Raw genomic sequence first — 26,073 nt, forward strand, 5'->3', positions numbered from 1 at the left:
ATAGAATGGCAGCAAAACGCCGTTACATCATTTGCTGACGATCGCCGCCATGAACCACCAGTTTCGCCAGCAGGGAGTCGTAATAAGGCGGGATGCGATAACCGCTGAACAGGTGGCTATCAATACGGATCCCATCACCCTGCGGCCATACCAGCTTTTCCACCACGCCAGGGCAGGGGAAAAAATTGCGATCCGGATCTTCGGCATTGATGCGCATTTCGCAGGCGTTGCCACTGAGGGTAATATCTTGCTGACGCAGGCTGAGTTTTTCGCCCCGTGCAATACGCAACATCCATTGCACCAGATCGACGCCGGTAACCATCTCCGTCACCGGGTGTTCCACCTGAATACGGGTGTTCCACCTGAATACGGGTGTTCATTTCAATGAAATAGAATTCACCGGTATCCCCATCAAACAGATATTCCAGCGTACCCGCTCCGCGATAACCCAACTGTTGCGCCAGTTGCAGGGCGCTATGGCAAATGGCTTCGCGCTGAGTAGGGGAGAGCGCCGGCGATGGCGCTTCTTCAAATATCTTCTGCCGCCGCCGTTGTAATGAGCACTTCCGCTCATACAGATGTATGGCTCGTTCACCGTCACCGAGTATTTGCACTTCAATGTGCCGGGCATGTTGAATAAAACGTTTCAGATACACATCACCACAGCCAAACGCGGCGTTGGACTCGTTCTGCGCAATGGGGAACTCACGCGTCAGTTCCGCCGCATTGGCGGCGATACGGATACCTCGTCCCCCGCCTCCCGCCGCCGCTTTAATCAACAGCGGATAGCCAATCTCTTCTGCGCAGCGCACGGCTTCATCAATGTTGCCCAACGCGGCGGCAGAACCGTGCACCACCGGAACGCCCGCCGCCTGCGCGGTACGCCGGGCAACGGCTTTGTCTCCCATCATGCGGATGGTTTGCGGCGTGGGGCCGACAAACAGTAACCCTGCCTGTTCAACCGCCTGCGCAAAGTCAGCATTTTCAGAAAGGAAACCATACCCTGGATGCAGGGCATTGGCGCCGCAGTAGCGGGCTCCCTGGAGCAGCGCATCAACATTCAAATAGCTTTGATCTACTGTGTTTTCAGTAACGATCGTTTTCCTCAATGAAAACGGCTGCATCCGGTGCGGGTTGCCGATAAAAAATACCGGGTAAAGGAGAGTAAACCTCATATTCTTTCATCTCAAAATTCCCTTATATTTTTTACTCTGTTGGATAAGAAATTATTCTGGCTGGCGATTTAACCTTAATATCAGCATCAGTAAGCTGTTCGCGTGTGGTTTTAATTAACGTCAGCGCCCCCGGCGTATCACTATGAATACAGACCGAATCAAATACCACGGTAATGTCGTCACCTTCAACGGTACGGACTTTCCCTTCCTGACAGGCGCGTAAAACTTTCTGCGCCACCCGCTCAGGATCGAGCGGGCCAACCCGGCGGGTAAACACAATCGACCCGCTGCGGTCATAATCCCTGTCGGCGTAAAATTCACAAATAACAGGGTGTTGCTGTTTTTTTTGCCGCCTGCCATACCGCAGAGCCATGCAGGCAGAACAGCAACAAATCAGGTGTCAATGCATGTAGTGTTTCCACAAATATCTGTGCGGCGGACTGATCCCGCGCAAGGTGCATATACAGTGCGCCGTGCGGTTTATATGTTGTAACGGTAATTGATGAAGACTGGCGAATTCACGCAAGGCACCTAACTGATAAATAATGTCATTAGTCAATTCTTGCGGTTGAATATTAATATGACGTCGCCCGAAACCCAGGGTGTGCTCCAATCGCCAACCATGATATTTTGCCAGTTCAATTGTCCGGCTCATGGTATTGGGGTCGCCAGCATGAAAGCCGGTGGCAATATTGGCGGAACTTATATAAGACATGATTTCCTTATCAACATTATCGCCTATTATCCACGGACCGAAATTCTCACCCATATCGGAATTCAGATCGATTTCATATTTCATAATTATTTCTTATTTGTGATGGCTTTGTTTAAAAATAATATAGAGTGAATTTTTTCCATTCGGAAAGACGTATTTTCAGATGGCAGAATATCTGAAAAACAGAATCCTTAAACAATAAGAGAACGATATGATTACATTGCGTCAGATCCGGTATTTTGTGGCAACCGCCGAGATGGGGCAAATATCTCAGGCCGCCATTCACTTGAGTATTTCACAGTCGGCAGTCACCACGGCTATTCAGGAGTTGGAAAGCATGTTGGGAAAACCGCTCCCTGAAAGATACCGTACACCCGATGAGCGTCGGCCTGGCCTGGCACCGTGACGCTGAATTTACCCCGCCGATGCAGGCTATTCGTGAATATTTCCGTAATGCCTTTCTGACACCACAGCTTAATTTTTCACGGCGCTGAATAGAAGCGCTTTCCCACTAACCGCTCACCCGGCGATTCTAACCGCTTATCACGCTATTTTACCGGCTAGCGGAATACCGATAGCCCGTCTCCAGAGGCTGACGTAATGTCCTGCCACTTGGTGATGGTTCGGTAGAACACGATGACAGTTCATTTTCACTTATCCGCAATGTTGTCACCGATCTGGCAGGTACGTTGGCGCAGGCCTGCCTGTTGCTCAGTGTACTGTCACCGTTGCCGTATTCGCATCATTCCCATTTATCTGACCCTATACGTAATGACCCACATACCGCGCAAGTTTTTTAATAAACATCAAAATCAAATGATTATGAATTTTTAATGAAGGATGTCTTATGAAGAGCAACACCATTCTTAAACACATCCCCTGGCTGATCCTGGGGATCATCGGGGCGGCTTGCCTGGGCGTAGTCGCACTACGCCGTGGCGAGCATGTCAGTGCATTATGGATTATTGTCGCGTCCGTCGCCGTTTACCTGGTGGCTTATCGATACTACAGCCTGTATATCGCGCAGAAGGTAATGAGGCTGGATCCGACCAGGGCGACGCCAGCCGTGGTAAATAATGACGGCCTCAATTATGTTCCGACTAACCGCAACGTGCTGTTCGGCCATCATTTTGCCGCTATCGCCGGTGCGGGGCCGCTGGTTGGGCCGGTATTGGCGGCGCAGATAGGCTACCTGCCGGGTACGCTGTGGCTGCTGGGCGGGGTGGTGCTGGCCGGGGCGGTGCAGGACTTTATGGTGCTGTTCCTGTCCACGCGCCGTAATGGCGCCTCGCTGGGTGAAATGATTAAGAAGGAATTGGGGCGGGTGCCGGGCACCATCGCGCTGTTCGGCTGTTTCTTAATTATGATCATCATCCTGGCCGTATTGGCGCTGATTGTGGTGAAAGCGCTGGCGGAAAGTCCGTGGGGCGTGTTTACCGTCTGCTCCACGGTGCCAATCGCCCTGTTTATGGGCATCTACATGCGTTATCTCCGCCCCGGACGCGTGGGCGAAGTATCGGTCATCGGTATTGTGTTGCTGGTGCTGTCTATCTGGTTTGGCGGCATTGTAGCGCACGATCCGTACTGGGGACCGGCGCTGACCTTTAAAGACACCACCATTACCTATACGCTGATTGGCTATGCCTTTATCTCTGCCCTGTTGCCGGTATGGCTGATTCTGGCGCCGCGTGACTATCTGGCGACCTTCCTGAAAATCGGGGTGATCGTCGGTCTGGCTATCGGCATCGTTATCTTAAACCCGGATCTGAAAATGCCAGCGGTCACGCAGTTCGTCGACGGCACCGGCCCGGTATGGAAAGGTACGCTGTTCCCCTTCCTGTTTATCACCATTGCCTGTGGCGCCGTTTCCGGCTTCCATGCATTGATTGCGTCCGGCACTACGCCGAAACTGCTGGCTAATGAAACCGATGCGCGTTTCATTGGTTACGGCGCTATGCTGATGGAGTCGTTTGTTGCGGTGATGGCGCTGGTTGCCGCTTCTATTATCGAACCCGGTTTATATTTCGCCATGAACACCCCGCCGGCGGCGCTGGGTATTACCATGCCGGATCTGCACAGATTGGGTACGGCTGACGCGCCGATGATTCTGGCGCAGTTGCAGGATGTATCCGTACAAGCGGCGGCGGCGGTCAGTTCATGGGGCTTTGTGATTTCTCCTGAGCAGATCCTGCAAACGGCGAAAGACATTGGCGAACCTTCGGTTCTGAACCGTGCCGGTGGCGCACCGACGCTGGCGGTAGGGATCGCGCACGTTTTCCACCAGATCATTCCGGGCGCGGATATGGGCTTCTGGTATCACTTCGGTATCCTGTTTGAAGCGTTGTTTATTCTGACCGCGCTGGATGCGGGGACGCGTGCCGGACGCTTTATGTTGCAGGATTTGCTGGGCAACTTTGTGCCATTCCTGAAGAAAACCGACTCGCTGGTGGCCGGGATCATCGGTACTGCCGGGTGTGTCGGCCTGTGGGGTTATCTGCTCTATCAGGGCGTGGTGGATCCGCTGGGCGGCGTGAAGAGCCTGTGGCCGCTGTTCGGCATCTCCAACCAGATGCTGGCTGCCGTGGCGCTGGTGCTGGGTACGGTGGTGTTAATCAAGATGAAACGCACCCAATATATCTGGGTAACGCTGGTGCCGGCGATTTGGTTGTTGATCTGCACCACCTGGGCGTTGGGGCTTAAACTGTTCAGCGATAACCCGCAATTGGAAGGTTTCTTCTATATGGCGAACATGTTCAAGGGCAAAATTGCTGAAGCTGGCGCTGACTTAACCGCACAGCAGATTGCCGACATGAACCATATCGTGACGAATAACTATACCAACGCCGGTCTGAGCATCCTGTTCCTGATCGTGGTGTACAGCATTATTGCTTACGGCATCAAGGCGGCATTGGAAGCGCGTAAAGTGTCCGAGCGTTCGGATGAAGAAACGCCTTATGTGCCGGTGCCGGAAGGCGGCGTGAAACTCTCTTCCGGCCACTAAGCCGGCGATATCGCCCGTCGGATTTCGCGAGGCCGCCAACACGACCGAGCTGTGAAAGATGACGGGCACAAATACCCCCTATAATATATAAATGTTATGCGGGGTATTTTTTTATAAAACGGCCGATGGCCCGGAGGTGATTATGTTCGGTAATCTGGGAAAGGCGGGCAAATATTTAGGCCAGGCGGCGCGTATGCTGGTTGGTATGCCCGACTACGATACCTATGTCGCGCATATGCAGACCAATCATCCGGATAAGCCGATGATGACTTATGAAGAATTTTTCCGCGAGCGCCAGCAGGCGCGCTATGGCGGCGACGGCAAAGGCGGAATGCGCTGCTGTTAGCCAATGGAGCAGTTATGACTCAACCACTTTGTGTAACCATTTTGTCTGGGTTTCTGGGCGCGGGTAAAACCACTTTATTGCGGCATATGCTCAATGCCGACCACGGTTATAAGATTGCCGTTATTGAAAACGAATTTGGCGAAGTACCGATTGATAATGCGCTGATTGGCGAACGGGCAAGCAAAATCACCACCCTGAGCAATGGCTGCATCTGCTGTAGTCAGGCCAATGAACTGGCTGACGCGCTGCTGGATTTACTGGACGGCATTGACGACGGTTCGCTGGATTTTGATCATGTGGTGATTGAGTGTACCGGTATGGCCGATCCCGGCCCGGTGGCGCAGACCTTCTTTTCCCATGAAGTTATCTGCGAACGTTTTGTTCTGGATGGCATTATTACGCTGGTGGACGCGGTACACGCCCCACAGCAGCTTGATCAGTTCACCATTGCACAGTCACAGATCGGTTATGCCGACCGCATTCTGCTGACCAAAACCGATATCGTGGGTGAAAACGAGGCGTTGATCCAGCGTCTTCAACGCATTAATGCCAGAGCGCCGGTTTATCCCGTGGTGAACGGGGACATTGATTTAAGCGTCTTGTTCAATATTGAAGGTTTTATCCTTAACGATAAGCTGGCGGTGAAGACGCCGGTGTTTCGCTTTATCGCGCCAGCGCAAAATAATATCCAATCTATCGTTGTTCATCTTGATACGCCGGTTGAACTTGCCGCCGTGTCCGATCTGATGGAAAGTTTCCTGGTGAATCACGCCGATAATTTATTGCGTTACAAAGGCATTCTAGCGATTAAAGACGACGCGCGCCGTCTGCTGTTTCAGGGCGTGCAGCGGCTTTACAGCGCCGACTGGGACAGAGAATGGCGGGATGATGAAGAAAGAAAAAGCGTATTGGTTTTCATCGGCAGGGATCTGCCTGAGCAGGATATACGGGATGGTTTTGCCCGTCTGGCTGAGTGATGCCTGCCTGGATTTTCCTGGCTGCCCAAAGGGCAGCCTCAGACCATTGACAAACCGATTCGCTTATCCACAGGATTCAACCTTCATGTTTGGCAATGTCTGCGAAGGTGGCTTGCAACAGACGGGCTAAATCCTCTGCCGCCAGTTCGATATCCAGCCCGCGCTTGCCGCCGGAAATAAAAATGGTGTTGAACTGTTGCGCGGTTTCGTCAATCACCGTCGGCAAGCGTTTTTTCTGCCCCAGCGGGCTGATCCCGCCCACCAGATAACCGGTTACCCGTTGAGCAATGGCAGGATCGGCCATATCGGCTTTTTTGGCCGCCAGCGCACGGGCTACTTTCTTTAAATCCAGCATCCCGGCGACCGGCGTCACCGCCACGGCAAGGTTCCTGGCATCGCCATTCAATGAAACCAATAGCGTTTTGTAAACCTGCTCTTTGTTAAGTCCAAGCTTTCTGGCCGCTTCCTCGCCAAAATTAGTTTCGTCGCTGTCGTGGTGATAGCTGTGTAACGTAAATGCGGTCTTGTTTTTCTCAAGCAGTTTCACTGCGGGTGTCATGATTCCACTATTCCTTACGCGATGTTTCGCTCAATTTGCCTGTAATAATGCCGGGAGGTTGTCATCACCATATAAATGCAACGCCCCGACTGCAACCACATAGTTTCCCGGCGGCAGGGCCTTGAGTTGCTGCTGCCAGCGGCGGTTGCGCTGGTTCATCAGCAGGTTGGTCATTTCATTACTGAAGGTGGCGGGGATGCGCGGGGCCAGCTTGCCGGGTTTGCTGTCCAGCCACCAGCCCACCATAGTTTGCAGCAGCCGGGCATTGGTATGCCAGTGCCTGATGGTATCTTCCAAAAGCGGCAGACCGCCTTGTGGCAGTTGTTGCAACAAATCGACCTGCGTTTGCTGCCCCTCAAGCTCAATGATGTTCAGCCCCTGCGCCTTTGCCGCGTTAATCAACTGATAGTCGATACCGTAATCCGGGCGCAGCCCCAGCAATTGAGCCTGGCGGGCCTGTAGCATCAGGGCGGCCTGCCAGGCGGGAACGTGGTCAATGTTGCTTTGGCTGAAGGACAGCGTTGCGCAGATTTGCTGTAACTGACGATAATCTTGCGGGCTGAGGCGTTCCGAAAGTAGCGGTTCAGACGCCGTATGCGCAAAAGGCGAAGCGGTATCGGAGATATCGGCTTCGACGATTAATGCCGTCGCCCGTTGTAACTGTTTAAGCAATTCATCGGGCAGGGGAGCCATATCCATGCTGCCCATATGGATACTGCCAACCAGATGAAACTGGCGCTGATCCGCCAGTTGAACATCCACCGCCGGATAGGCGTAAGTCAGCGGCGAGATAAACCCAAGGAAAGTCGCAATTCGACGCAGCAGTTGCCCCATAGATCCTGTCTCCTGATATCAAGCGTTCTATGCTAAACGTTAAGCGGGACAAGTTGTACTGCTGATCGGATGAAAAATGCCGATGCCTGTCAGAACAGGCAGCGGCTTTATCGCGCTTTCGGCTTAAAACGCAGCAGGCGATTGGCGTTGCTGACGACGGTGATAGACGACAGCGCCATCGCGGCGCCTGCCACCACCGGGCTTAACAATGTTCCGGTCAGCGGATAGAGTAAGCCTGCCGCAATCGGGATACCCAGTGAGTTATACACAAAAGCGCCCAGCAGGTTCTGTTTCATATTGCGCAGCGTGGCGTTGGAAAGTTCCAACGCATCGGCCACGCTGTGCAGGCTGTGGCGCATCAGCGTAATGGCCGCGGTTTCGATAGCGATATCACTGCCGCCGCCCATAGCGATCCCCACATCGGCCTGCGCCAGCGCCGGGGCATCATTGATACCGTCACCAATCATCGCCACGCGTTTTCCCTTTGCCTGAAGCGCCTTGATGGCCTCTGCTTTGCCATCCGGCAATACGCCGGCAATCACCTGATCGATACCCGCCTCTTTGGCTACCGCTCTGGCGGTCAGCGGGTTATCACCGGTTAACATCACCAGTTGATAACCTTGCCGATGCAAGCGTTGCAGGGCAGTCACGCTATCTTCGCGCAGGGGATCGTGAATGGAGAACAGCGCGGCAATATGCCCGTCAGCCGCCAGTAATACTGGCGTGATGCCACGTTGCGCCTGTTCATTGATCAATGCTTCTGCCGCATCGATAGCAATCTGGTGCTGTTTCAGCAGCGCCGGGTTGCCGAGCAGCAACGATACGTCACCACTCTGTCCGCTGACGCCCAGACCGGGTAAGGTGCGGAACTGATTGATCGGCGCGAGGGTCAGGCCTTTCGCCCGACTGACGATCGATCTCGCCAGCGGATGGTTTGCCCCCTGTTCCAGCGAGGCCGCCCAGCATAGCGCCTGATGTTCTGTCACTGCGCCAAAGGTGTGCACCTCTATCACGCACGGCTGGCCTTCCGTCAGCGTGCCGGTTTTATCGAACACCAGAATATCCAGCTTGCTGGCCTGCTGTAAGGCATCGGCATCCCGTACCAACACGCCAAGTTCGGCCGCACGGCCTACCCCGGAAATAATCGACATCGGCGTGGCCAGCCCAAGTGCGCAAGGGCATGCGATAATCAGTACGGTGGTGGCGATCACCAGCGTGTAGACAATTTGCGGCGGCGGGCCGACAAAGAACCAGACAGCGCCGCTGATGATGGCGATAGCCACCACCACCGGCACAAACACGGCGGAAATGCGATCCGCCAGTTGGCCGATAGCCGGTTTACTGCTCTGCGCCTGCCTGACCAGACGGATGATGCGCGACAGCGTCGTCTGGTTGCCGATGGCGTCCGCACGAAACAACGCGCTGCCATCAGTAACCAGCGTACCGGCGTGCACCGCATTACCGCACGCTTTTTGCTGGGGCAGCGGCTCCCCGGTCAGCATCGCTTCATCTACCCACAATTCCCCCTGTAGGATCTCGCCGTCGACGGGAATACGGTCGCCGGTGGTCAGGCGTAAGGTCATGCCGGATTGTACATCAGACAGCGGCAGCGTTTTCTCTCCATCCTGAGTGATAACGCGGGCGGTGGGCGGCGTGAGATCCAACAGTTTTTCCAGCGCACGTGACGAGCGCTGGCGGGCGCGCTGTTCCAGTGCGTGACCGAGGTTGATTAAACCGATGATCATCGCGCTGGCTTCATAATAAAGATGGCGGGCGGGCATCGGAAACATATCTGGCCACAGATTGACGGTAATGGAATAGAGCCAGGCGGCGCCGGTGCCGAGTGCAATCAACGTATCCATTGTGGCGCCGCCATTCTTCAGGCTGCGCCAGGCGTTGCGGTAAAAATGGCCGCCGGCGAAAATCATGACGGCCAGCGTCAATGCGCCGATAACCAGCCACGGCGTGCGGCTTTCGGGCGTCAGCGTCATACTGCCGCCCATCACCCCCCACAGCATGAGCGGCACCCCCAGCAGCAGACCAAGCGCGGCTTGCCACTGAAAGCGCCGGATGCTTTGTTGTGCGGTTTGTTGCTGACGAGCGCGGCGTTGGTCTTCATCCTGAATGATTTCAGCACCGTAGCCAGCCTGTTCAACAGCGGCAATCAGCGCGGCATGTGCGGCATGTCCGCTCACCAGCGCACTACGTTCAGCCAGGTTAACCCGCGCCTGCGTCACGCCTTCGACGCCCTGTAGCGCATTCTGTACGCGATTGACGCAACTGGCGCAGCTCATACCCTGAAGCAAAATCTGTACGCTATCATCTTCAACGGAGGTAGCCGGAAAATCATTCTGGGCCGCTGGCAGCGTTTCCGGCGTGGTCGCTACCTGTGCCAGCGGCTCAGTTTTTGGGTAATCCGCCTCCTGTGATACGCTGGCCTGATAGCCAGCCTGTTCAATGCAGTCGATCAGCGTCTGTGCTGCTGCTTCACCAGTGACTCTGGCATAATTCAGCGTGACGTCTGTCTGTACAACATCCGGCAGCGCCTCCAGCGTTTTTTTAACCCGCTGCACACAATGCCCGCAGGTGAGTCCTTGCAATGACAAAACGGTAGTTTGCGACATGATAATCTTCTCCTGTGATCACAACCGATGGCCAAATACGTTGACCGACTGCCTGATTTCGACTAGTTATTAAGCAGGTTAAACCTTCCATCAAGGGGAAGGTCAAGGGGGAAATGATGAATATCAGCGATGTCGCCAAAAAAACCGGTCTCACCAGTAAAACGATTCGCTTTTACGAAGAGAAAGCGTTGCTGACCGCGCCATTACGTTCTGAAAACGGCTACCGCAGTTATAATGCTCATCATATCGAGGAACTGACTCTGCTGCGTCAGGCTCGTCAGGTTGGGTTTACACTGGATGAGTGCCGGGAACTGGTGGCGTTGTTTAACGATCCTTTACGGCACAGCGCGGATGTGAAAGCCCGTACCATGCAAAAAGTAAAGGAAATTGAAGTACATATTGAAGAGCTAAAAGAGATGCGCCAGCGTTTGCTGGCGCTGGCGGAACAATGTCCGGGAGACAGCGGCGCGGATTGCCCGATTATCAATAATCTTGCCGGTTGCTGTCATTCAGAGACGGCGACTCCCTTGAACGACGCGCCGCATGTTAAAGCGTAATCGGGCGCACGTGCAGCGTAATGCCTTCAACGGCGACCACTTCAATCTGCGTTCCGGCAGCCAGATCCTGTTCTGATTTAACCCGCCAGGTACTGTCGCCAATTCTGACGCGGCCAAAACCGTCCACCACGGGTTCGGTCAGCGTGGCGCGCAGCCCGACCAACTGCTGCCCACGCTGGTTGAGTGTAGACGGCGGGCGGGCAAGCGTTCGCTTACGCAGCCAGTACCACCACAGCAAGGCGGTGACAATGGTCAGCACGGCAAACACCATACCCTGCCACGGCCATGCCATTGGCGCCAGCCAGACCAGCAGCCCAACCAGTACTGCGGAGATCCCGCTCCATAACAGGTAACCACTGGCGCCTAGCATCTCAGCCGCCAGCAGCAGGCCGCCGAGCGACAGCCAGAACCAGTGCGCATTTTCCATCACCAGTTCAATACCCATTATTGACTCCGATTATTTTGGCTATCTTTAATCAACTCGGTAATGCCGCCGATGGCGCCCATCAGGTTGCTGGCTTCCAGCGGCATCATGATGACCTTGCTGTTGGTGGAGGAACCGATCTGTTGCAGCGCGTCGGTATATTTCTGCGCCACGAAATAGTTGATGGCCTGAATGTTGCCCGCCGCAATAGCCTCAGAGACCATTTTTGTCGCCTGCGCTTCAGCTTCTGCCGCACGTTCACGCGCTTCGGCTTCTAAAAAGGCAGACTGACGCTGGCCTTCCGCTTTCAGGATCTGCGACTGTTTCTCCCCCTCGGCGCGCAGAATGGCGGCCTGACGAACCCCCTCGGCTTCAAGAATATCGGCACGTTTGTTACGTTCCGCTTTCATCTGCGCGTTCATTGCCGCAATCAGCTCGGCAGGCGGGCGCACGTCGCGGATCTCAATACGGGTAATCTTGACGCCCCACGGGTTGGTCGCTTCATCGACAATATGCAGCAACCGGCTGTTGATACTGTCGCGCTGGGAGAGCATTTCATCCAGCTCCATCGAACCCAAAACCGTACGAAAATTAGTCATGGTGAGATTAACTATCGCCTGTTCCAGGTTGCTGACTTCATAAGCGGCACGTGCAGGATCGATAACCTGAATGAAGCAGACCGCATCGATCGCCACGTTGGCGTTGTCGCGTGAAATGACTTCCTGCGACGGGATATCCAGCACCTGTTCCATCATATTGATTTTGCGGCCAATACGATCCATGAACGGCACCACCAGATTAAGCCCCGGCATCAGGGTTTTGGTATAGCGGCCAAAGCGCTCAACGGTCCATTGATAGCCCTGCGGTACGATTTTAATGCCGGACCAGACGAGGATTAGCGCCACGAAGATGACAACGGGAATGAACGTTAGCATGACATTACCTTCTCTTTAGTATTTTGACTATTTTAGTGTAAGTGATTGAACGCGGTATGGAGAGTGTTTTTACCCGGGAGTGTGCGCTAAAGATGAGGATCGTAATGCAGCGGTATGTCGGCAAAGACCGAATGGATGGATATCCATTCAGTCGATAAGTGATAACTAGCTCTTTTGATACGTTCTGTAACTCTCTGACAGCGACTCCATGTGTGAAATCAGGGTATCCGTTTTGGCAATAAGATCGTGGTGTGGGCCGTTGTACTCTGGGTTCAGTTTGCCTCTTTGCAACTGATCGATGATAACGTTGGCGTTGTTGGTTGCTTGATAAATATCTCTGTTAAGTTGCATGGCATCGTTGGCGAATTGTTGAATAATTGGATCGGGTGATTTGGCCGCGCGGTTAGTCGCCAACAAGGATAATGATTTTTGTAATTCACTTAATTCATTCAGGTTTTTGTTAATTCTGTCGACGGTTCCCTGTGCTTTCTGCTGGGAACCGGAAGCGCCTGCGGAAGAACTGGAAGAGGTATGTGAACTTGAACTGATATATGGAATTTTCATCAGTAACTGACCTTATAATGTTGTGAATGAAAAGTGTTTGCGGTTAATAAACTGAATGCATTTAGATGACTAGTGCGCGGTAGTATTGATGAGTAGCCCTAAACCGTCGGCAGTTCCCTCAAAGACCAGGTTATCTTTATTTCATGCTAATCATGGAACCGTCACAGAACGGATTTTCAGCCCATCACATCGATCCCCCCGATTAAAACGCAGTAAGTGGAAAGCCGACAGCCAGGAAACTTTGATAAGTTTGATAAGTTTGTCATATTAGACAAGTTTGAAAAGTTTCTGTTACGGTGATTCTGCGCAATCGACTTGCTTCATTCTTGGTCTATATCCGGCGATGCGCCCGTGCTATGGCAATGGCGTCTCTGGAATGCTGTTAATCAGGAGTATGTGATGAGCCTTTCACCTGCAATAAACAAGACACCGACGACCGCTTCCGCGTCGCCACCGGTTGCTATCTCTATGAGAGGCGTAAAAAAGCAGTTTCTCGATCACGATGAAAACGTGGTGGACGTGATTAAAGACATCTCAATTGATATTTATCACCACGAATTTATCAGTATCGTCGGCCCCAGCGGATGCGGCAAAAGCACCATGTTCAATATGATTGCCGGCCTGTTGGCGCCTACCGCCGGTGAAATTCAGGTCTTTGATCAATATTACGCCATTCCCAAGAAAGGCCGGGTGGGTTACATGCTGCAAAAGGATCTGCTGTTTCCCTGGCGCACCATCCTCGATAACGTCTGCCTGGGTCTGGAAATCAGCGAAGTGCCGAAGAAAGAACGTCATAAACGGGCGATGGACTACCTGGTGAAATATGGTCTGGGGGATTTCGCCCATGCCTATCCCGCCACGCTTTCCGGCGGGATGCGCCAGAGGGCCGCACTGATCCGCACGCTGGTGATCGATCCGGACATCATTCTGCTCGATGAGCCGTTCTCCGCGCTGGATTATCAAACCCGGTTGGTGCTGGAAGAAGAGATCCTGTCGATTCTTAATGAATACGGCAAAACGGTGGTGCTGATCACGCACGATATCGGCGAGGCCATTTCCATGTCCGATCGTATCGTGGTGATGTCGCAGCGGCCTACGTGGAATAAAAAGACCTATGACGTTGGTCTGGCCAAGCAACACGGTTCTGCTTTAGGCGCCCGGAAAGATGCGCGCTATCAACAATTTTTCGATGCGATATGGGCCGACATGGATATTCAACTGGGAGGCAGGCTATGAATACGCCAATTACCGCTGCGGATAAAAACCGTTCCCGTTTGTCGGCCCTGAGCCGTCGGCGCAAAAAGAAGTTTCAGTCTCTGCTGAAAGATAATAGCTGGCGGGCGCTGATCCTTATCGCAATCGTGGCGCTATGGCAGTACGGCGTAGACGCTGGCATGGTTAATGCTTTTCTGATGGGCTCCCCAGTGGGGATTTGGCATGAGTTTGTCCGGTTGCTGGCGAACGGTGAACTGCTGACCAATACCTATTTCACGGTCTACGCCACGGTGATCGGCTTTGTGCTGGGCAGTCTGATGGGGTCGTTGTCCGGGCTGCTGCTGTGGTATTCCCCGGCGCTGGCGCGCATCCTCGATCCGTTTTTTATTGCCCTGAACGGGCTGCCGAAAATCGCGCTGGCTCCGATCATTATCATTTGGTTCGGCTCCGGGCTGTTTTCCAAAATCGCCCTGGCATTTATCGCCACTTATATCGTGGCGCTGTTGTCAGCGTGGCAGGGAACGCACCAGATTGATGACAATCAGGTGAATTTGATGCGTTCGCTCGGCGCTAATAAGAATCAGATTTTCCGCAAAGTGGTGATCCCGTCCACGCTGCCGTGGATCATCTCCGCCTTCCGTCTGAACATTGGTTTCGCGCTGATTGCCGATATCGGCGGGGAATTTATCTCCTCTGATTATGGTCTGGGCAAAATGATTTTCGTCGCCGGTAACCTGTTCAACCTCAATGTGGTGTGGGTCGGCGTCTTTACCCTGTTGTTTGTCGCTATTGTGCTTTATCTGCTGGTTATTCAGTTACAGCGTTGGTTGCTGCCCTGGGAACGCCAGTCCGTTAATCGTTAGTCGTGCCGTTCGCTTGTTCCGTAACCCATTAATCGAAGGAATTCAACAATGAATAAATTTGTTTCATGGCTGTGCGCCGCTGCCTTTACCCTTGGCTCCGCTGGCAGCTTTGCCGCTGATGGCAAGGCCGATCGCGTGCTGGTAACTGAGGCGTTTCACTCGTTGCTGTATCTGCCGGTCTATGTGGCAAAACATCAGGGAATATTCGCTCAGAATCAGATTGATGTGGCGACAATCCGATCGGCTGGTTCCGGCCCCACTGCGCTGGCGGCCGTACTGTCCGGCGAGGCACAGTTCTCGGTTCACGGCCCTGAACATGTAGGATTTGCTCAACAGAAAGGCGGCGCAGCCAAGGCTGTCAGCGCCGTCGCCAACAGCGCGCCGGTGTGGATACTGGCCAAGCCGGACTTTACCTTTAATTCGCCTGCCGATCTGAAGGGGAAACGCCTGGTTTCCGGTCTGGCTCCTGGCACGTCCAACACGCTGCTGCTGCGTTTGCTGCAACAACATGGGTTGGATGCCAAGAAAGACGTCACGATTAACGAAGTCCAGAATGGATCGGAACTGGGGCCGTTGCTGGCCGGCAGAGCGGATGTGGCGGTGGTTTATGAGCCTCAGGCCGATCAGGGGGTAGGGCAGGGGCTGAAGGTGATTTATGACTTTACCCGCGACTACCCGGAATATGCTTTCTCCACCATTAATACTTCAGAGAAAACCATCACCGACAATCCGCAACTGGTCGCACGTTTCGTCAAATCCATCAACCAGTCGCTGGCCTTTATTCACCAGCAGCCTGATGAAGCGAAAAAGGTGGCCCGTCTGGAGTTCGCCTCCCTGGACGCCAAGGTGGTGGATGCGGCGGTGCAGCGCATGATCGACAGCAATGTCTATCCCGCTAACGCGGTTATTTCTCCTTTGGCATTCACAACCGCTATCGATATCCAGAAATTCGTCGGCAATATCACGCAGGATATGCCTTATGAACAGGTTGTCGATGGTCAGTTCGCCAGCAAACCCTGATAAGGAAAAGCTTTATGAAAAACACGTTGGATCATTCGCCTTTTGCCACTATCGCCGCCACCCGGCGAATGTTGGCGGAGCGTAAAGTTTCGCCTGGGGAGTTGCTGAGTCATTTTCTGGCCCGTATCGATGAGCGTGATGGTCAGATCAACGCCTGGCGCTATCTCGACCGGGACGGCGCCAAACGGCGGGCGGCGGAGCTGGACCGGCAGATGGCGGCGATTGCTTGTAAGCCAGCGCTATTTGGCATTCCCTATGGCGCCAAGGATATCTTCCATACCCGCGGGCTGCCCACCGAGGGCGGTTCCAAAGTCTGTCAGGGGATGATCTCCAGCGAAAATGCCAGCGTTATCGATAGGCTTGATGAGATGGGCGCGTTGCTGCTGGGCAAACTGACGACGACGGAGTTCGCCAATTTAGGCACGCCGCCCGAGACGGGCAACGCCTGGAATCCTCAGCATACGCCCGGCGGCTCCAGCAGCGGTTCTGCCGCCGCGCTTGGCGCACGTATGGCGCTGATGACGCTGGGAACGCAGACTGCTGGGTCACTATCCCGTCCGGCGGCGTTTAACGGGGTCACAGTGCTGAAAGCGACCTATGGGCGCATCAGTAAAGCCGGGGTTATCCCCGCCAGTTGGTCGTTGGATCATGTCGGCGCTTTTACTCACACGGTTGAGGATGCGGTACTGGTGTATAACGCGCTGTCAGGCCCGGACTCACGGGATGAGGCCACCCAGCCGCTGGCTTACTCGCCGCTGCAATTAAGGGAGAAGCACGATTATACTGTCGGCATCGTGGCACATCCGTGGTTTGCCGACGTGGATGATGAAATCGGCGTTGCCTGCCAGCGGGCGATGGATGAACTGGCCGGACGCGGCGTTCAATTGCAACGTATCGGGTTGCCGGAAAGTTTCGATGCGGCCTGTCAGGCGCATCAGATTGTAATGCAGGCTGAATGCGCCGCCTATCATCGTCTTAATTTCCTGAAAACGCCTATGTTGTTCGGCGCCTATTTACAGGAGTTCCTGCAACAAGGCCTGGCTGTTTCCGCCCATGAGTATCTGCAAGCCCAGCAGACTCGGGCTCGTTACCGCGCAGAGCTGGCGGCGTTGTTTGATGGGGTGGATATCCTGATGACGCCCGCCACGCCGACGCTGGCGCCGTATAGCCTGGCGCTTACCGGTTCGCCGGCGTTCAATATGCCGTTTACCAACGCCGGGGTGCCGACGCTGACGCTACCGGTCGGTTTTTCCCGTTCGGGATTGCCTATCGGTATGCAATGGGTTGCCCGACACGGTAATGAACAGGCGTTGGCGGATCTGGGATTGTACTATCAGCAGATGACCGACTGGCATCGCTATTTACCTCCGGTCTGCTATCAATGAAAATAAACCGCCCGCCAGTCAATGCGACGGGCGGAAGATAAGTGCTCCGGGCAGTAGGGTGGTTTTTTCCGGTTAACCAGGATGGCGTGTTATGTACGATAAATTATTGACGGTTTCTGATGCGGCGAAAATGCTGGGGATCTCCGCCAGCACCTTGAGGCGTCTGGAGGAAAATGGCGAGGTGAAAACCTATGGCCTTAAGGTGGTTTACACCCCCGGCGGCCAGCGGCGCTATCTGGCCGATGAAATCCAGCTCATTTATTCACAGACCGGGTTTGCCAGTAAAATCGGTTTTGGCTCGAAGGCGGCGGTTCTGATACGGGACGTGACCTATGCCTTTATGGATTCGGGCTCCACGCTGGCGATCAATACGTCGTTTAATAAAGCTGCGCTGCGTCAGTTGCTGGAACAGGCCAGGCAACATCAATTGCCGACGGTATTCAGCCGTACGATTTATCAGGAAGAGCACCACTTTTCCCGTATGTGGGGGAAAAAGTTCTCCTCTATCACGGCGCTGACGGAGGATGCCTACCTTAATCAGATTGATGCGGAGCTGGAAGGTATCGCCTTCGATCGGATGCAATCCACCTGTTATATCTCCGATTTGCACGGCCACGATCTGACGACGTGGCTGAAACGGCAGGGCGTGGATACGCTCATTCTGGGCGGGGTAACCGCTAGCGGCAGTTTGCGCGCCACAGCGATTGAAGCGTTCCAGGATGGGTTTCACGTGGTATTACCACGCGAGATTGCCGGTGATAGAAGTCAGTCCGTGTTGGATTTTACGCTGTTGGATCTCAACGCCCGTTATGCGGATGTGCTTGGCATTGACGAGGTATTCGGCTGGCTGGCCGAACAGCCGGTTGCGGCGCAATCGGAGCAGGCGTAACACCTCGCGCCGCCTTACATATCCAGTTCAATATCGTCCAGCGGCATACAGCAGCAGGGCAGGATTTCGTCTTGCTGAATGCAGGCCAGCGGTGTCTGACGGTAGGCCACCTTGCCCTTGAGCAAGCGGATACGGCATGAACCGCAATAGCCGGAACGGCACTGATATTCGACGTTGACCCGATTAAACTCCAGCACGTCCAGCAGTGAGCGCCCGGCATCTGAGCAGGCGAACTGCGCACCGGATGTGCGCAGTGTAATGGTTGATATGGTCATGACTACAGTTGGAAATCACTCAGGTCATCGGCATTGATTTCGGAATCAATCTGGCCCACCAGATAAGAACTGACTTCCACTTCCTGCGGGGCAACCTGTACGTTATCGGAAACCAGCCAGGCGTTAATCCACGGAATAGGGTTAGTGCGTGTTGTGAACGGTAGCGCCAGACCCACCGCCTGCATACGAATATTGGTAATGTATTCAATATACTGGCACAGGATATCTTTGTTCAGGCCAATCATCGAGCCATCACGGAACAGGTATTCAGCCCACTCTTTTTCCTGCTGGGCGGCGAGTACGAACAGGTCGTAGCACTCTTGCTGACACTCTTGCGCAATGCCAGCCATGTCCGGATCGTCATTACCTGATCGCATCAGGTTCAGCATATGTTGAGTACCCGTCAGGTGCAGGGCTTCATCACGGGCAATCAGCTTGATGATTTTGGCGTTGCCTTCCATCAGTTCACGCTCGGCAAAGGCGAACGAGCAGGCAAAGCTGACGTAGAAACGGATCGCTTCCAGCGCGTTAACGCTCATCAGGCACAGATAAAGTTTCTTTTTCAGCTCATACAAATTGACGGTTATGGTTTTACCATTCACCTGATGGGTGCCTTCACCCAGCAGGTGATAGTAGCTGGTCATTTCGATCAGTGTGTCGTAGTAACCGGAAATGTCCTTGGCACGTTTGAGGATCTCTTCATTGGTGACGATGTCATCAAACACCAGTGACGGGTCGTTAACAATGTTACGGATAATATGGGTGTAGGAACGTGAGTGGATGGTTTCTGAAAACGCCCAGGTTTCCACCCATGTTTCCAATTCTGGAATGGAAATCAGCGGTAGCAGCGCCACATTCGGGCTACGACCCTGAATGGAATCCAGCAAAGTCTGGTATTTCAGATTGCTGATAAATATGTGTTTTTCATGATCAGGCAACGCCTGGTAATCGATACGATCACGGGAAACATCAACCTCTTCCGGACGCCAGAAAAAAGAGAGTTGTTTCTCAATGAGTTTCTCAAAAATTTCGTATTTTTGCTGATCGAAACGAGCAACGTTAACCGACTGACCAAAGAACATCGGTTCAAGGAGCTGGTCGTTTTTATTCTGTGAAAAAGTGGTATAAGCCATTGTTCTCTCCAAAAAAATGCCGGGAGCATTTTTTAACGCCGCTTGCGGCGGCCCGAAAGGGGGCGGGCAGGGATAGCCCGCCATAAAAAAATGCCGGGAGCATTTTTTAACGCCGCTTGCGGCGGCCTGCCATAAAAGTATTAAGCTGCCATTACAGCCTCAGACCATTGACAAAGCTCTTTACTAGGGAGAGCGTACTGAGGGGTCGTAGCGGCGTAAGCCGCCGGAGCGCCCCTCGGTACGGTAGGCCCGTGTATCTCAGGCTTACAAGCGGCTTTGTCAGAACATTAGGCTGCCATTACAGCCTTAATACGGGCTTAAATCTTACAGGCTCCGCCTTCGCAACCGTCGTCCTGCGATTCTGCCAACAGGTCGCCCTGCGCATCTTCCGCACCATCACGGGTGTTTTGGTAGTAGAGCGTTTTTACGCCGAGTTTATACGCTGTCAGCAAATCTTTCAGTAATTGCTTCATCGGCACTTTGCCAGACGCAAAACGAGACGGATCGTAGTTGGTATTGGACGAAATCGCCTGATCGACAAATTTCTGCATTAAGCCGACCAGTTGCAGATAGCCATCATTGTTGGGCATTTCCCACAACAGTTCGTAAGCGTCTTTCAGCGTTTCATATTCCGGCACCACCTGACGCAGAATACCGTCTTTAGACGCCTTGACGCTGATGTGACCACGCGGCGGCTCAATACCATTGGTGGCATTGGATATCTGCGAAGAGGTTTCAGACGGCATCAATGCGGACAACGTCGAGTTGCGCAGGCCGTGTTGTTTAATCTCGTGACGCAGCGTTTCCCAGTCGTAATGCAGCGGTTCGTTACAAACCGCGTCAAGATCGCGTTTGTAAGTATCAATCGGCAACACACCCTGCGAGTAGGTGGTTTCGTTGAACCACGGGCAGGCGCCTTGCTCACGCGCCAATACGTTAGAGGCTTTCAGCAGATAATACTGAATGGCTTCAAACGTTCTGTGGGTCAGGTTGTTGGCGCTGCCGTCGGAATAGCGCACGCCGTTTTTTGCCAGATAGTAGGCGAAATTGATCACGCCGATGCCCAGGGTACGACGCCCCATCGCGCCGCGCTGGGCGGCTGGGATCGGATAGTCCTGATAATCGAGCAGGGCATCCAGTGCGCGAACCGCCAATGTCGCCAGTTCTTCCAGATCGTCAAGGCTGTTGATGGCGCCGAGGTTAAAGGCGGATAGCGTACACAGCGCGATTTCGCCGTTTTCGTCGTTAACGTCTTCCAGCGGTTTGGTGGGCAAGGCAATTTCCAGACACAGGTTGGACTGACGAACCGGGGCGATTTGGGCGTCAAACGGGCTGTGGGTATTGCAGTGATCCACATTCTGGATATAAATACGACCGGTTGAGGCGCGTTCCTGCATCATCAGGGAAAACAGCTCCACCGCTTTAATACGCTGCTTGCGGATGCCGTCATCCTGCTCATATTTCACGTACAGGCGTTCAAATTCCTCCTGATCGGCAAAGAAAGCATCATACAGCCCCGGTACATCGGACGGGCTGAACAGCGTGATATCTTCGCTTTTAACCAAACGCTGGTACATCAGCTTATTAATCTGTACGCCATAGTCGAGGTGACGGACGCGGTTGCCTTCCACGCCACGGTTGTTTTTCAGCACCAGCAGACTTTCCACTTCCAGATGCCACATCGGGTAGAACAGCGTGGCCGCTCCCCCGCGCACACCACCCTGAGAGCAGGATTTCACTGCCGTCTGGAAGTGTTTGTAAAAGGGAATACAGCCGGTATGGAAGGCCTCGCCGCCGCGGATCGGGCTGCCCAGTGCGCGAATGCGACCGGCATTGATACCGATACCGGCGCGCTGGGAAACGTATTTCACGATAGCGCTGGAGGTGGCGTTGATGGAATCCAGGCTATCGCCGCATTCGATCAGCACACAGGAACTGAACTGACGGGTCGGGGTACGCACGCCGGACATAATCGGCGTCGGCAGCGAGATTTTGAACGTGGAGACGGCATCATAAAAACGCTTTACGTAATCCAGACGGGTTTCACGCGGATAGCCGGAGAACAGGCAGGCCGCCACCAGAATATACAGGAACTGGGCGCTTTCATAGATATCGCCGGTCACGCGGTTCTGAACCAGATATTTCCCTTCGAGCTGCTTAACCGCCGCATAGGAAAAATTCATGTCGCGCCAGTGGTCGATGAACGTATCCATTTCGGCAAACTCTTCCGGGCTATAGTCTTCCAGCAGATGTTTGTCGTATTTACCCATGTCGACCATTTTGCTGACGTGAGCCAGCAGTGCAGGCGGTTCAAACTGACCGTAGGCTTTTTTACGCAGATGGAAAATGGCCAGACGTGCGGCCAGAAACTGGTAATCCGGACTTTCACGGGAGATCAGATCCGCTGCCGCTTTAATGATGGTTTCGTGGATATCCGCAGTGCGGATGCCGTCATAAAACTGAATGTGAGAGCGCAGTTCCACCTGAGAAACAGAGACATTGTGCAATCCTTCCGCAGCCCAGGTAATGACCCGGTGGATTTTATCCAGATTGATTCTTTCTTTACTGCCATCGCGCTTGGTAACGAGCAAGCTCTGGTTCATGTTGGGATTTACCTGTGGGTGAAATAAAAATGCCCCTGTTTATTCACGATCCTGCTGTGGTTAACTCTGTGCATAAATACTACATATAGGGGATTTTTGATAAAGGAATCACTATATGGTGAGTATTGTAGTTAGGATTCTTTTAAGAACAAGAGTTGATTTTGGCGTGAAATTAAGGTTCTGAAACGCCGTGTTTTACTTAGGTCTTGTTTTGTAAGGGCTGAAGACGATGTCAACAATCTGGAAAAAAAAGAAAATCTGGATAAGACGGCGATTTTCTCGTCGATGGGAAGAAATTGCGCAACAAGGTGTTACGCAATGTTTAAGATTATTCTTAATTGGCAGGATTGGCAGGATTGGCAGGATTGGCAGGATTGGCGGATTGCGTATGCAACATATAGTTCACATCCACATTCGAACCGAGTTTAAAGCGGTCTGTCAGCGGGTTGTAGTGTAATCCGATGATGTGCTTTTCGTGCAGCGGGGTGGCGTCAATCCAGCCAATCAGTTCGGCAGGGCGGATGAACTTTTTAATATCGTGCGTGCCACGCGGTAGTATCTTCAGAAGGTATTCGGCGCCGACGACGGCCATTATCCAGGCTTTGGCGTTGCGGTTAATGGTGGAGAAGAAAACATGGCCGCCCGGTTTAACCAGATTTGCACAGGCCTGAACCACTGATTGCGGGTCGGGAACGTGTTCCAGCATTTCCATACAGGTAACGACATCATATTCACCGCTGTGCGCCTGAGCGTGCGCCTCGACGGTTTGCTGAATGTAATTCACCGCCATACCGCTTTCCAGCGCGTGTAAACGGGCCACCTGCAACGGCTCGGCCCCCATATCCAGACCGGTGACATCCGCGCCTTCCCGCGCCATGCTTTCGGCCAGAATGCCGCCGCCGCAGCCCACATCCAGCACTTTCTTGCCAAACAGCCCTTCGGTATGCTGCGCAATGTAGCCCAGCCGCAGCGGGTTGATGCGGTGTAATGGTTTGAACTCGCCTTCCAGATCCCACCAGCGTGAAGCAATGGCTTCAAATTTGGCAATTTCCTGCTGGTCGACGTTCGGTGTTTGATTTTCTGCATTCATGTGCAATCACGACCTTTGGTTATCTTCGTCTCCCGCGAGTATATCGTCAGCGCCTGCGATGTTATAGCGATCATCGATTTTCTAATCTTGCGCTTAAGCGACCATCCCTGGTTGATTGGCAGGAGTTTCCCCCGAAACTGCGCTTTGTGATATACTTTTCCACCTTTTGAACTCGGGTAGATGCATAAATAGAGGGATAGCGGCTCCATGAGCGACCTTGCCAGAGAAATCACACCGGTCAACATTGAAGAAGAGCTGAAAAGCTCGTATCTGGACTATGCCATGTCCGTTATTGTCGGGCGTGCGTTACCAGATGTTCGTGATGGACTAAAACCGGTACATCGTCGCGTACTGTACGCGATGAGCGTATTGGGGAACGACTGGAACAAACCGTATAAAAAATCAGCCCGTGTTGTCGGGGACGTGATCGGTAAATATCACCCGCACGGCGACGCCGCCGTTTATGAAACCATCGTGCGTATGGCGCAGCCGTTCTCACTGCGTTACATGCTGGTTGACGGGCAGGGCAACTTTGGTTCAATTGACGGCGACTCCGCTGCGGCAATGCGTTACACCGAAATACGCATGTCGAAAATTGCCCATGAACTGTTGGCCGACCTGGAAAAAGACACGGTTGATTTTGTGCCGAACTATGATGGCACGGAGCAAATTCCTGAGGTCATGCCAACCCGCATACCCAACCTGTTAGTCAACGGGTCTTCCGGTATTGCCGTCGGGATGGCGACCAACATTCCACCGCATAACCTGACGGAAGTGGTGAACGGTTGTCTGGCCTATATCGACGATGAAAATATCAGCCTTGAAGGGTTGATGGAGCACATTAAAGGGCCGGACTTTCCGACCGCCGCCATCATTAATGGCCGGCGTGGTATTGAAGAGGCGTACCGCACCGGGCGTGGCAAAATTTATATTCGCGCCCGCGCCGAAGTGGAAACTGACGCCAAAACCGGGCGTGAAACCATTATCGTGCATGAAATTCCTTATCAGGTGAACAAAGCGCGCCTGATTGAAAAAATTGCCGAACTGGTGAAAGACAAGCGTATTGAAGGCATCAGTGCGCTGCGTGACGAGTCCGATAAAGACGGTATGCGCATCGTCATTGAGATTAAACGTGACGCGGTGGGTGAGGTGGTGCTGAACAACCTTTATTCCCAGACTCAGTTGCAAACCTCTTTCGGCATCAACATGGTGGCGCTGCATCAGGGCCAGCCGAAAATCATGCCGCTAAAAGATATTCTTTCAGCGTTTGTGCGCCACCGCCGTGAAGTGGTCACTCGCCGGACTATTTTTGAACTGCGTAAAGCCCGCGATCGTGCGCACATTTTGGAAGGCCTGGCGATTGCGCTGGCGAATATCGATCCGATCATTGAATTGATTCGCCGTGCTCAGTCACCGGCGGAAGCAAAAGCCGGATTAATTGCCCAATCATGGGCGCTGGGCACGGTTTCCGCCATGCTGGAGCGTGCGGGTGATGACGCCGCACGCCCTGAATGGCTGGAGCCGGAGTTCGGTATCCGCGAGGGGCGTTACTATCTGACAGAGCAACAGGCTCAGGCGATTCTGGATCTGCGTTTGCAGAAACTGACCGGTCTGGAGCATGAAAGGCTGCTGGATGAATATAAAGAGTTGCTGGCGCAGATTGCCGAACTGCTTTATATCCTGGAAAGCCCGGAACGTCTGATGGAAGTGATCCGCGAAGAGCTGGAAGCCATCAAAGCGCAATACAGCGACGAACGTCGTACTGAAATCACCGTTAATACCGCTGACATCAACATCGAAGATCTGATTAATCAGGAAGATGTGGTCGTGACCTTGTCGCACCAGGGCTACGTTAAGTATCAGCCGCTGAGTGACTATGAAGCGCAGCGTCGTGGCGGGCGGGGTAAGTCAGCGGCGCGTATTAAAGAAGAAGACTTCATTGATCGTCTGCTGGTGGCCAACACCCACGATACGATCCTGTGTTTCTCCAGCCGTGGCCGTCTGTACTGGATGAAAGTTTATCAGCTACCGGAAGCCAGCCGTGGTGCGCGTGGTCGCCCCATCGTTAACCTGTTGCCGCTTGAACCGGATGAACGCATTACGGCGATCCTGCCGGTGCGGGAATACGAAGAAGGCCGCCATGTCTTTATGGCAACCGCCAGCGGCACGGTGAAGAAAACCGCACTGACTGAATTCAGCCGTCCGCGTAGTGCCGGTATTATTGCTGTTAATCTGAATGACGGTGATGAACTGATTGGCGTCGATCTGACCGACGGCAGCGATGAAGTGATGTTGTTCTCGGCGGAAGGGAAAGTGGTTCGCTTCTCTGAAAGCGCGGTTCGCTCTATGGGCCGAACGGCAACCGGAGTTCGCGGCATCAATCTGCAAGGCGAAGATCGTGTTGTTTCCCTGATCATTCCACGCGGTGAAGGGGATATTCTTACGGTTACGCAGAACGGCTACGGCAAGCGTACCGCCGTCAGCGAATATCCAACCAAGTCCCGTGCCACCAAAGGGGTCATCTCCATTAAGGTGAGCGAGCGGAATGGTAAAGTTGTCGGCGCCGTTCAGGTCGATGCCGCCGACCAGATCATGATGATCACCGATGCGGGAACGCTGGTTCGTACCCGTGTTTCTGAAGTCAGTATTGTGGGGCGTAACACCCAGGGCGTTACGCTGATCCGTACGGCAGAGGATGAGCATGTGGTTGGTCTGCAACGTGTTGCTGAACCGGTGGAAGATGAAGAGTTGGACGGTGTCGTGCCGGTTGACGGTGAAATTGCCGAAGACGACGACGTTGCCGACGACATCGATACCGATGATGACGTGGCGGAAGACGACGCATAAACTTAGGGTAAATGTCAGGCCAGCGTGTGATGCGCTGGCTTT

General features: G+C 53.5%; 21 protein-coding genes and 3 pseudogenes. 11 read left to right on the top strand and 13 right to left on the bottom strand.

What is annotated here, in order from left to right:
• Window positions 1-25 precede the first annotated feature (25 nt).
• The 3 genes and pseudogenes from BIY29_RS01640 to BIY29_RS20955 form a co-directional block, all read right to left on the bottom strand.
• Window positions 26-1,076, bottom strand: a pseudogene (locus BIY29_RS01640) (ATP-binding protein); the annotation flags it as partial.
• Window positions 1,077-1,206: 130 nt separating this feature from the next.
• Window positions 1,207-1,548, bottom strand: a complete 342-nt coding sequence (locus BIY29_RS20950) for a LamB/YcsF family protein (protein WP_420808398.1) — start codon at window positions 1,546-1,548, stop codon at window positions 1,207-1,209.
• A pseudogene (locus tag BIY29_RS20955) lies at window positions 1,493-1,974 on the bottom strand (LamB/YcsF family protein). The gene BIY29_RS20950 and the pseudogene BIY29_RS20955 overlap by 56 nt, the downstream one beginning before the upstream one ends.
• Before the next feature lie 127 nt (window positions 1,975-2,101).
• Between BIY29_RS20955 and BIY29_RS01650 the strand changes: the two are divergent.
• The 4 genes and pseudogenes from BIY29_RS01650 to yjiA all read left to right on the top strand — a co-directional run.
• Window positions 2,102-2,245 (top strand): annotated as a pseudogene (locus BIY29_RS01650) (helix-turn-helix domain-containing protein); the annotation flags it as partial.
• A gap of 492 nt (window positions 2,246-2,737) precedes the next feature.
• The gene (locus tag BIY29_RS01660; RefSeq protein WP_121573168.1) at window positions 2,738-4,891 is read left to right on the top strand and encodes a carbon starvation CstA family protein; all 2,154 of its coding nucleotides are present in this window, start codon (window positions 2,738-2,740) and stop codon (window positions 4,889-4,891) included.
• A gap of 142 nt (window positions 4,892-5,033) precedes the next feature.
• Window positions 5,034-5,237, top strand: a complete 204-nt coding sequence (locus BIY29_RS01665) for a YbdD/YjiX family protein (RefSeq protein WP_121573326.1) — start codon at window positions 5,034-5,036, stop codon at window positions 5,235-5,237.
• Between the two features lie 14 nt (window positions 5,238-5,251).
• Window positions 5,252-6,214, top strand: coding sequence for a GTPase (gene yjiA / locus BIY29_RS01670; RefSeq protein WP_121573170.1), 963 nt, complete (start codon window positions 5,252-5,254; stop codon window positions 6,212-6,214).
• 76 nt (window positions 6,215-6,290) lie between these two features.
• Here yjiA and ybaK read toward each other — a convergent pair whose 3' ends face one another.
• The 3 genes from ybaK to copA all read right to left on the bottom strand — a co-directional run bounded on the left by ybaK (window position 6,291) and on the right by copA (window position 10,231).
• Window positions 6,291-6,773 carry a Cys-tRNA(Pro)/Cys-tRNA(Cys) deacylase YbaK gene (ybaK, locus tag BIY29_RS01675; protein ID WP_121573172.1) on the bottom strand — a complete coding sequence of 161 codons (483 nt, stop codon included), beginning with the start codon at window positions 6,771-6,773 and terminating at the stop codon, window positions 6,291-6,293.
• A gap of 30 nt (window positions 6,774-6,803) precedes the next feature.
• Entirely contained in the window at window positions 6,804-7,607 is an 804-nt protein-coding gene (locus BIY29_RS01680; RefSeq protein WP_121573174.1) for a TraB/GumN family protein, read from the bottom strand.
• Between the two features lie 107 nt (window positions 7,608-7,714).
• Complete coding sequence (copA, locus tag BIY29_RS01685) at window positions 7,715-10,231, bottom strand: copper-exporting P-type ATPase CopA (protein ID WP_121573176.1); 2,517 nt, start codon at window positions 10,229-10,231, stop codon at window positions 7,715-7,717.
• Between the two features lie 116 nt (window positions 10,232-10,347).
• Between copA and cueR the strand changes: the two genes are divergently transcribed.
• Complete coding sequence (gene cueR, locus BIY29_RS01690; protein WP_121573178.1) at window positions 10,348-10,788, top strand: Cu(I)-responsive transcriptional regulator; 441 nt, start codon at window positions 10,348-10,350, stop codon at window positions 10,786-10,788.
• Here cueR and BIY29_RS01695 read toward each other — a convergent pair.
• From BIY29_RS01695 to BIY29_RS01705, 3 genes are all read right to left on the bottom strand, one after another.
• Window positions 10,778-11,233: an NfeD family protein gene (locus BIY29_RS01695; protein WP_121573180.1), complete on the bottom strand. Its 456-nt coding sequence runs from the start codon at window positions 11,231-11,233 to the stop codon at window positions 10,778-10,780. The genes cueR and BIY29_RS01695 overlap by 11 nt on opposite strands.
• The gene (locus BIY29_RS01700) at window positions 11,233-12,147 is read right to left on the bottom strand and encodes an SPFH domain-containing protein (protein WP_121573182.1); all 915 of its coding nucleotides are present in this window, start codon (window positions 12,145-12,147) and stop codon (window positions 11,233-11,235) included. The genes BIY29_RS01695 and BIY29_RS01700 overlap by 1 nt, the downstream gene beginning before the upstream one ends.
• Before the next feature lie 165 nt (window positions 12,148-12,312).
• Window positions 12,313-12,711 (bottom strand): hypothetical protein, encoded by a 399-nt coding sequence (locus BIY29_RS01705; protein WP_121573184.1) that lies wholly within the window; start codon window positions 12,709-12,711, stop codon window positions 12,313-12,315.
• A 399-nt stretch (window positions 12,712-13,110) separates the two neighbouring features.
• On the opposite strand from BIY29_RS01705, the gene BIY29_RS01710 reads away from it, so the two are divergent.
• The 5 genes from BIY29_RS01710 (at window position 13,111) to BIY29_RS01730 (ending at window position 18,083) form a co-directional block, all read left to right on the top strand.
• Window positions 13,111-13,947, top strand: coding sequence for an ABC transporter ATP-binding protein (locus tag BIY29_RS01710; protein ID WP_121573186.1), 837 nt, complete (start codon window positions 13,111-13,113; stop codon window positions 13,945-13,947).
• Window positions 13,944-14,789 carry an ABC transporter permease gene (locus BIY29_RS01715; RefSeq protein ID WP_121573187.1) on the top strand — a complete coding sequence of 282 codons (846 nt, stop codon included), beginning with the start codon at window positions 13,944-13,946 and terminating at the stop codon, window positions 14,787-14,789. The genes BIY29_RS01710 and BIY29_RS01715 overlap by 4 nt, the downstream gene beginning before the upstream one ends.
• A 48-nt stretch (window positions 14,790-14,837) precedes the next feature.
• On the top strand, window positions 14,838-15,809 hold the full coding sequence (locus BIY29_RS01720) for an ABC transporter substrate-binding protein (RefSeq protein WP_121573189.1): 972 nt from the start codon (window positions 14,838-14,840) through the stop codon (window positions 15,807-15,809).
• 14 nt (window positions 15,810-15,823) lie between these two features.
• A complete protein-coding gene (locus BIY29_RS01725) occupies window positions 15,824-17,194 on the top strand; it encodes an amidase (RefSeq protein ID WP_121573191.1) in 1,371 nt (456 codons plus the stop codon).
• 91 nt (window positions 17,195-17,285) lie between these two features.
• Complete coding sequence (locus BIY29_RS01730) at window positions 17,286-18,083, top strand: isochorismatase family protein (protein ID WP_121573193.1); 798 nt, start codon at window positions 17,286-17,288, stop codon at window positions 18,081-18,083.
• 14 nt (window positions 18,084-18,097) lie between these two features.
• Here BIY29_RS01730 and yfaE read toward each other — a convergent pair whose 3' ends face one another.
• The 4 genes from yfaE to ubiG form a co-directional block, all read right to left on the bottom strand.
• Window positions 18,098-18,358 carry a class I ribonucleotide reductase maintenance protein YfaE gene (gene yfaE / locus BIY29_RS01735; RefSeq protein ID WP_121573195.1) on the bottom strand — a complete coding sequence of 87 codons (261 nt, stop codon included), beginning with the start codon at window positions 18,356-18,358 and terminating at the stop codon, window positions 18,098-18,100.
• 2 nt (window positions 18,359-18,360) lie between these two features.
• Entirely contained in the window at window positions 18,361-19,491 is a 1,131-nt protein-coding gene (gene nrdB, locus BIY29_RS01740; protein WP_121573328.1) for a class Ia ribonucleoside-diphosphate reductase subunit beta, read from the bottom strand.
• Between the two features lie 317 nt (window positions 19,492-19,808).
• Window positions 19,809-22,094, bottom strand: coding sequence for a class 1a ribonucleoside-diphosphate reductase subunit alpha (nrdA, locus tag BIY29_RS01745; RefSeq protein WP_121573197.1), 2,286 nt, complete (start codon window positions 22,092-22,094; stop codon window positions 19,809-19,811).
• 334 nt (window positions 22,095-22,428) lie between these two features.
• A complete protein-coding gene (gene ubiG, locus BIY29_RS01750; RefSeq protein WP_121573199.1) occupies window positions 22,429-23,184 on the bottom strand; it encodes a bifunctional 2-polyprenyl-6-hydroxyphenol methylase/3-demethylubiquinol 3-O-methyltransferase UbiG in 756 nt (251 codons plus the stop codon).
• A 207-nt stretch (window positions 23,185-23,391) separates the two neighbouring features.
• On the opposite strand from ubiG, the gene gyrA reads away from it, so the two are divergent.
• Entirely contained in the window at window positions 23,392-26,031 is a 2,640-nt protein-coding gene (gene gyrA, locus BIY29_RS01760) for a DNA topoisomerase (ATP-hydrolyzing) subunit A (RefSeq protein ID WP_121573203.1), read from the top strand.
• Window positions 26,032-26,073 lie beyond the last annotated feature (42 nt).

Origin of the sequence: Brenneria alni (assembly GCF_003666245.1) — a bacterium.
GTDB classification, from domain to species: domain Bacteria; phylum Pseudomonadota; class Gammaproteobacteria; order Enterobacterales; family Enterobacteriaceae; genus Brenneria; species Brenneria alni.

Coding starts and splice junctions, on each gene's coding strand:
- BIY29_RS01680 (WP_121573174.1), bottom strand. CDS start 7,607: ATGGGGCAACTGCTGCGTCGAATTGCGACTTTCCTTGGGTTTATCTCG.
- BIY29_RS01720 (WP_121573189.1), top strand. CDS start 14,838: ATGAATAAATTTGTTTCATGGCTGTGCGCCGCTGCCTTTACCCTTGGC.
- nrdB (WP_121573328.1), bottom strand. CDS start 19,491: ATGGCTTATACCACTTTTTCACAGAATAAAAACGACCAGCTCCTTGAA.
- BIY29_RS01715 (WP_121573187.1), top strand. CDS start 13,944: ATGAATACGCCAATTACCGCTGCGGATAAAAACCGTTCCCGTTTGTCG.
- BIY29_RS01705 (WP_121573184.1), bottom strand. CDS start 12,711: ATGAAAATTCCATATATCAGTTCAAGTTCACATACCTCTTCCAGTTCT.
- BIY29_RS01730 (WP_121573193.1), top strand. CDS start 17,286: ATGTACGATAAATTATTGACGGTTTCTGATGCGGCGAAAATGCTGGGG.
- BIY29_RS01700 (WP_121573182.1), bottom strand. CDS start 12,147: ATGCTAACGTTCATTCCCGTTGTCATCTTCGTGGCGCTAATCCTCGTC.
- gyrA (WP_121573203.1), top strand. CDS start 23,392: ATGAGCGACCTTGCCAGAGAAATCACACCGGTCAACATTGAAGAAGAG.
- yfaE (WP_121573195.1), bottom strand. CDS start 18,358: ATGACCATATCAACCATTACACTGCGCACATCCGGTGCGCAGTTCGCC.
- copA (WP_121573176.1), bottom strand. CDS start 10,231: ATGTCGCAAACTACCGTTTTGTCATTGCAAGGACTCACCTGCGGGCAT.
- nrdA (WP_121573197.1), bottom strand. CDS start 22,094: ATGAACCAGAGCTTGCTCGTTACCAAGCGCGATGGCAGTAAAGAAAGA.
- BIY29_RS01710 (WP_121573186.1), top strand. CDS start 13,111: ATGAGCCTTTCACCTGCAATAAACAAGACACCGACGACCGCTTCCGCG.
- BIY29_RS01725 (WP_121573191.1), top strand. CDS start 15,824: ATGAAAAACACGTTGGATCATTCGCCTTTTGCCACTATCGCCGCCACC.
- BIY29_RS20950 (WP_420808398.1), bottom strand. CDS start 1,548: ATGGCTCTGCGGTATGGCAGGCGGCAAAAAAAACAGCAACACCCTGTT.
- ybaK (WP_121573172.1), bottom strand. CDS start 6,773: ATGACACCCGCAGTGAAACTGCTTGAGAAAAACAAGACCGCATTTACG.
- BIY29_RS01665 (WP_121573326.1), top strand. CDS start 5,034: ATGTTCGGTAATCTGGGAAAGGCGGGCAAATATTTAGGCCAGGCGGCG.
- BIY29_RS01695 (WP_121573180.1), bottom strand. CDS start 11,233: ATGGGTATTGAACTGGTGATGGAAAATGCGCACTGGTTCTGGCTGTCG.
- cueR (WP_121573178.1), top strand. CDS start 10,348: ATGAATATCAGCGATGTCGCCAAAAAAACCGGTCTCACCAGTAAAACG.
- ubiG (WP_121573199.1), bottom strand. CDS start 23,184: ATGAATGCAGAAAATCAAACACCGAACGTCGACCAGCAGGAAATTGCC.
- yjiA (WP_121573170.1), top strand. CDS start 5,252: ATGACTCAACCACTTTGTGTAACCATTTTGTCTGGGTTTCTGGGCGCG.
- BIY29_RS01660 (WP_121573168.1), top strand. CDS start 2,738: ATGAAGAGCAACACCATTCTTAAACACATCCCCTGGCTGATCCTGGGG.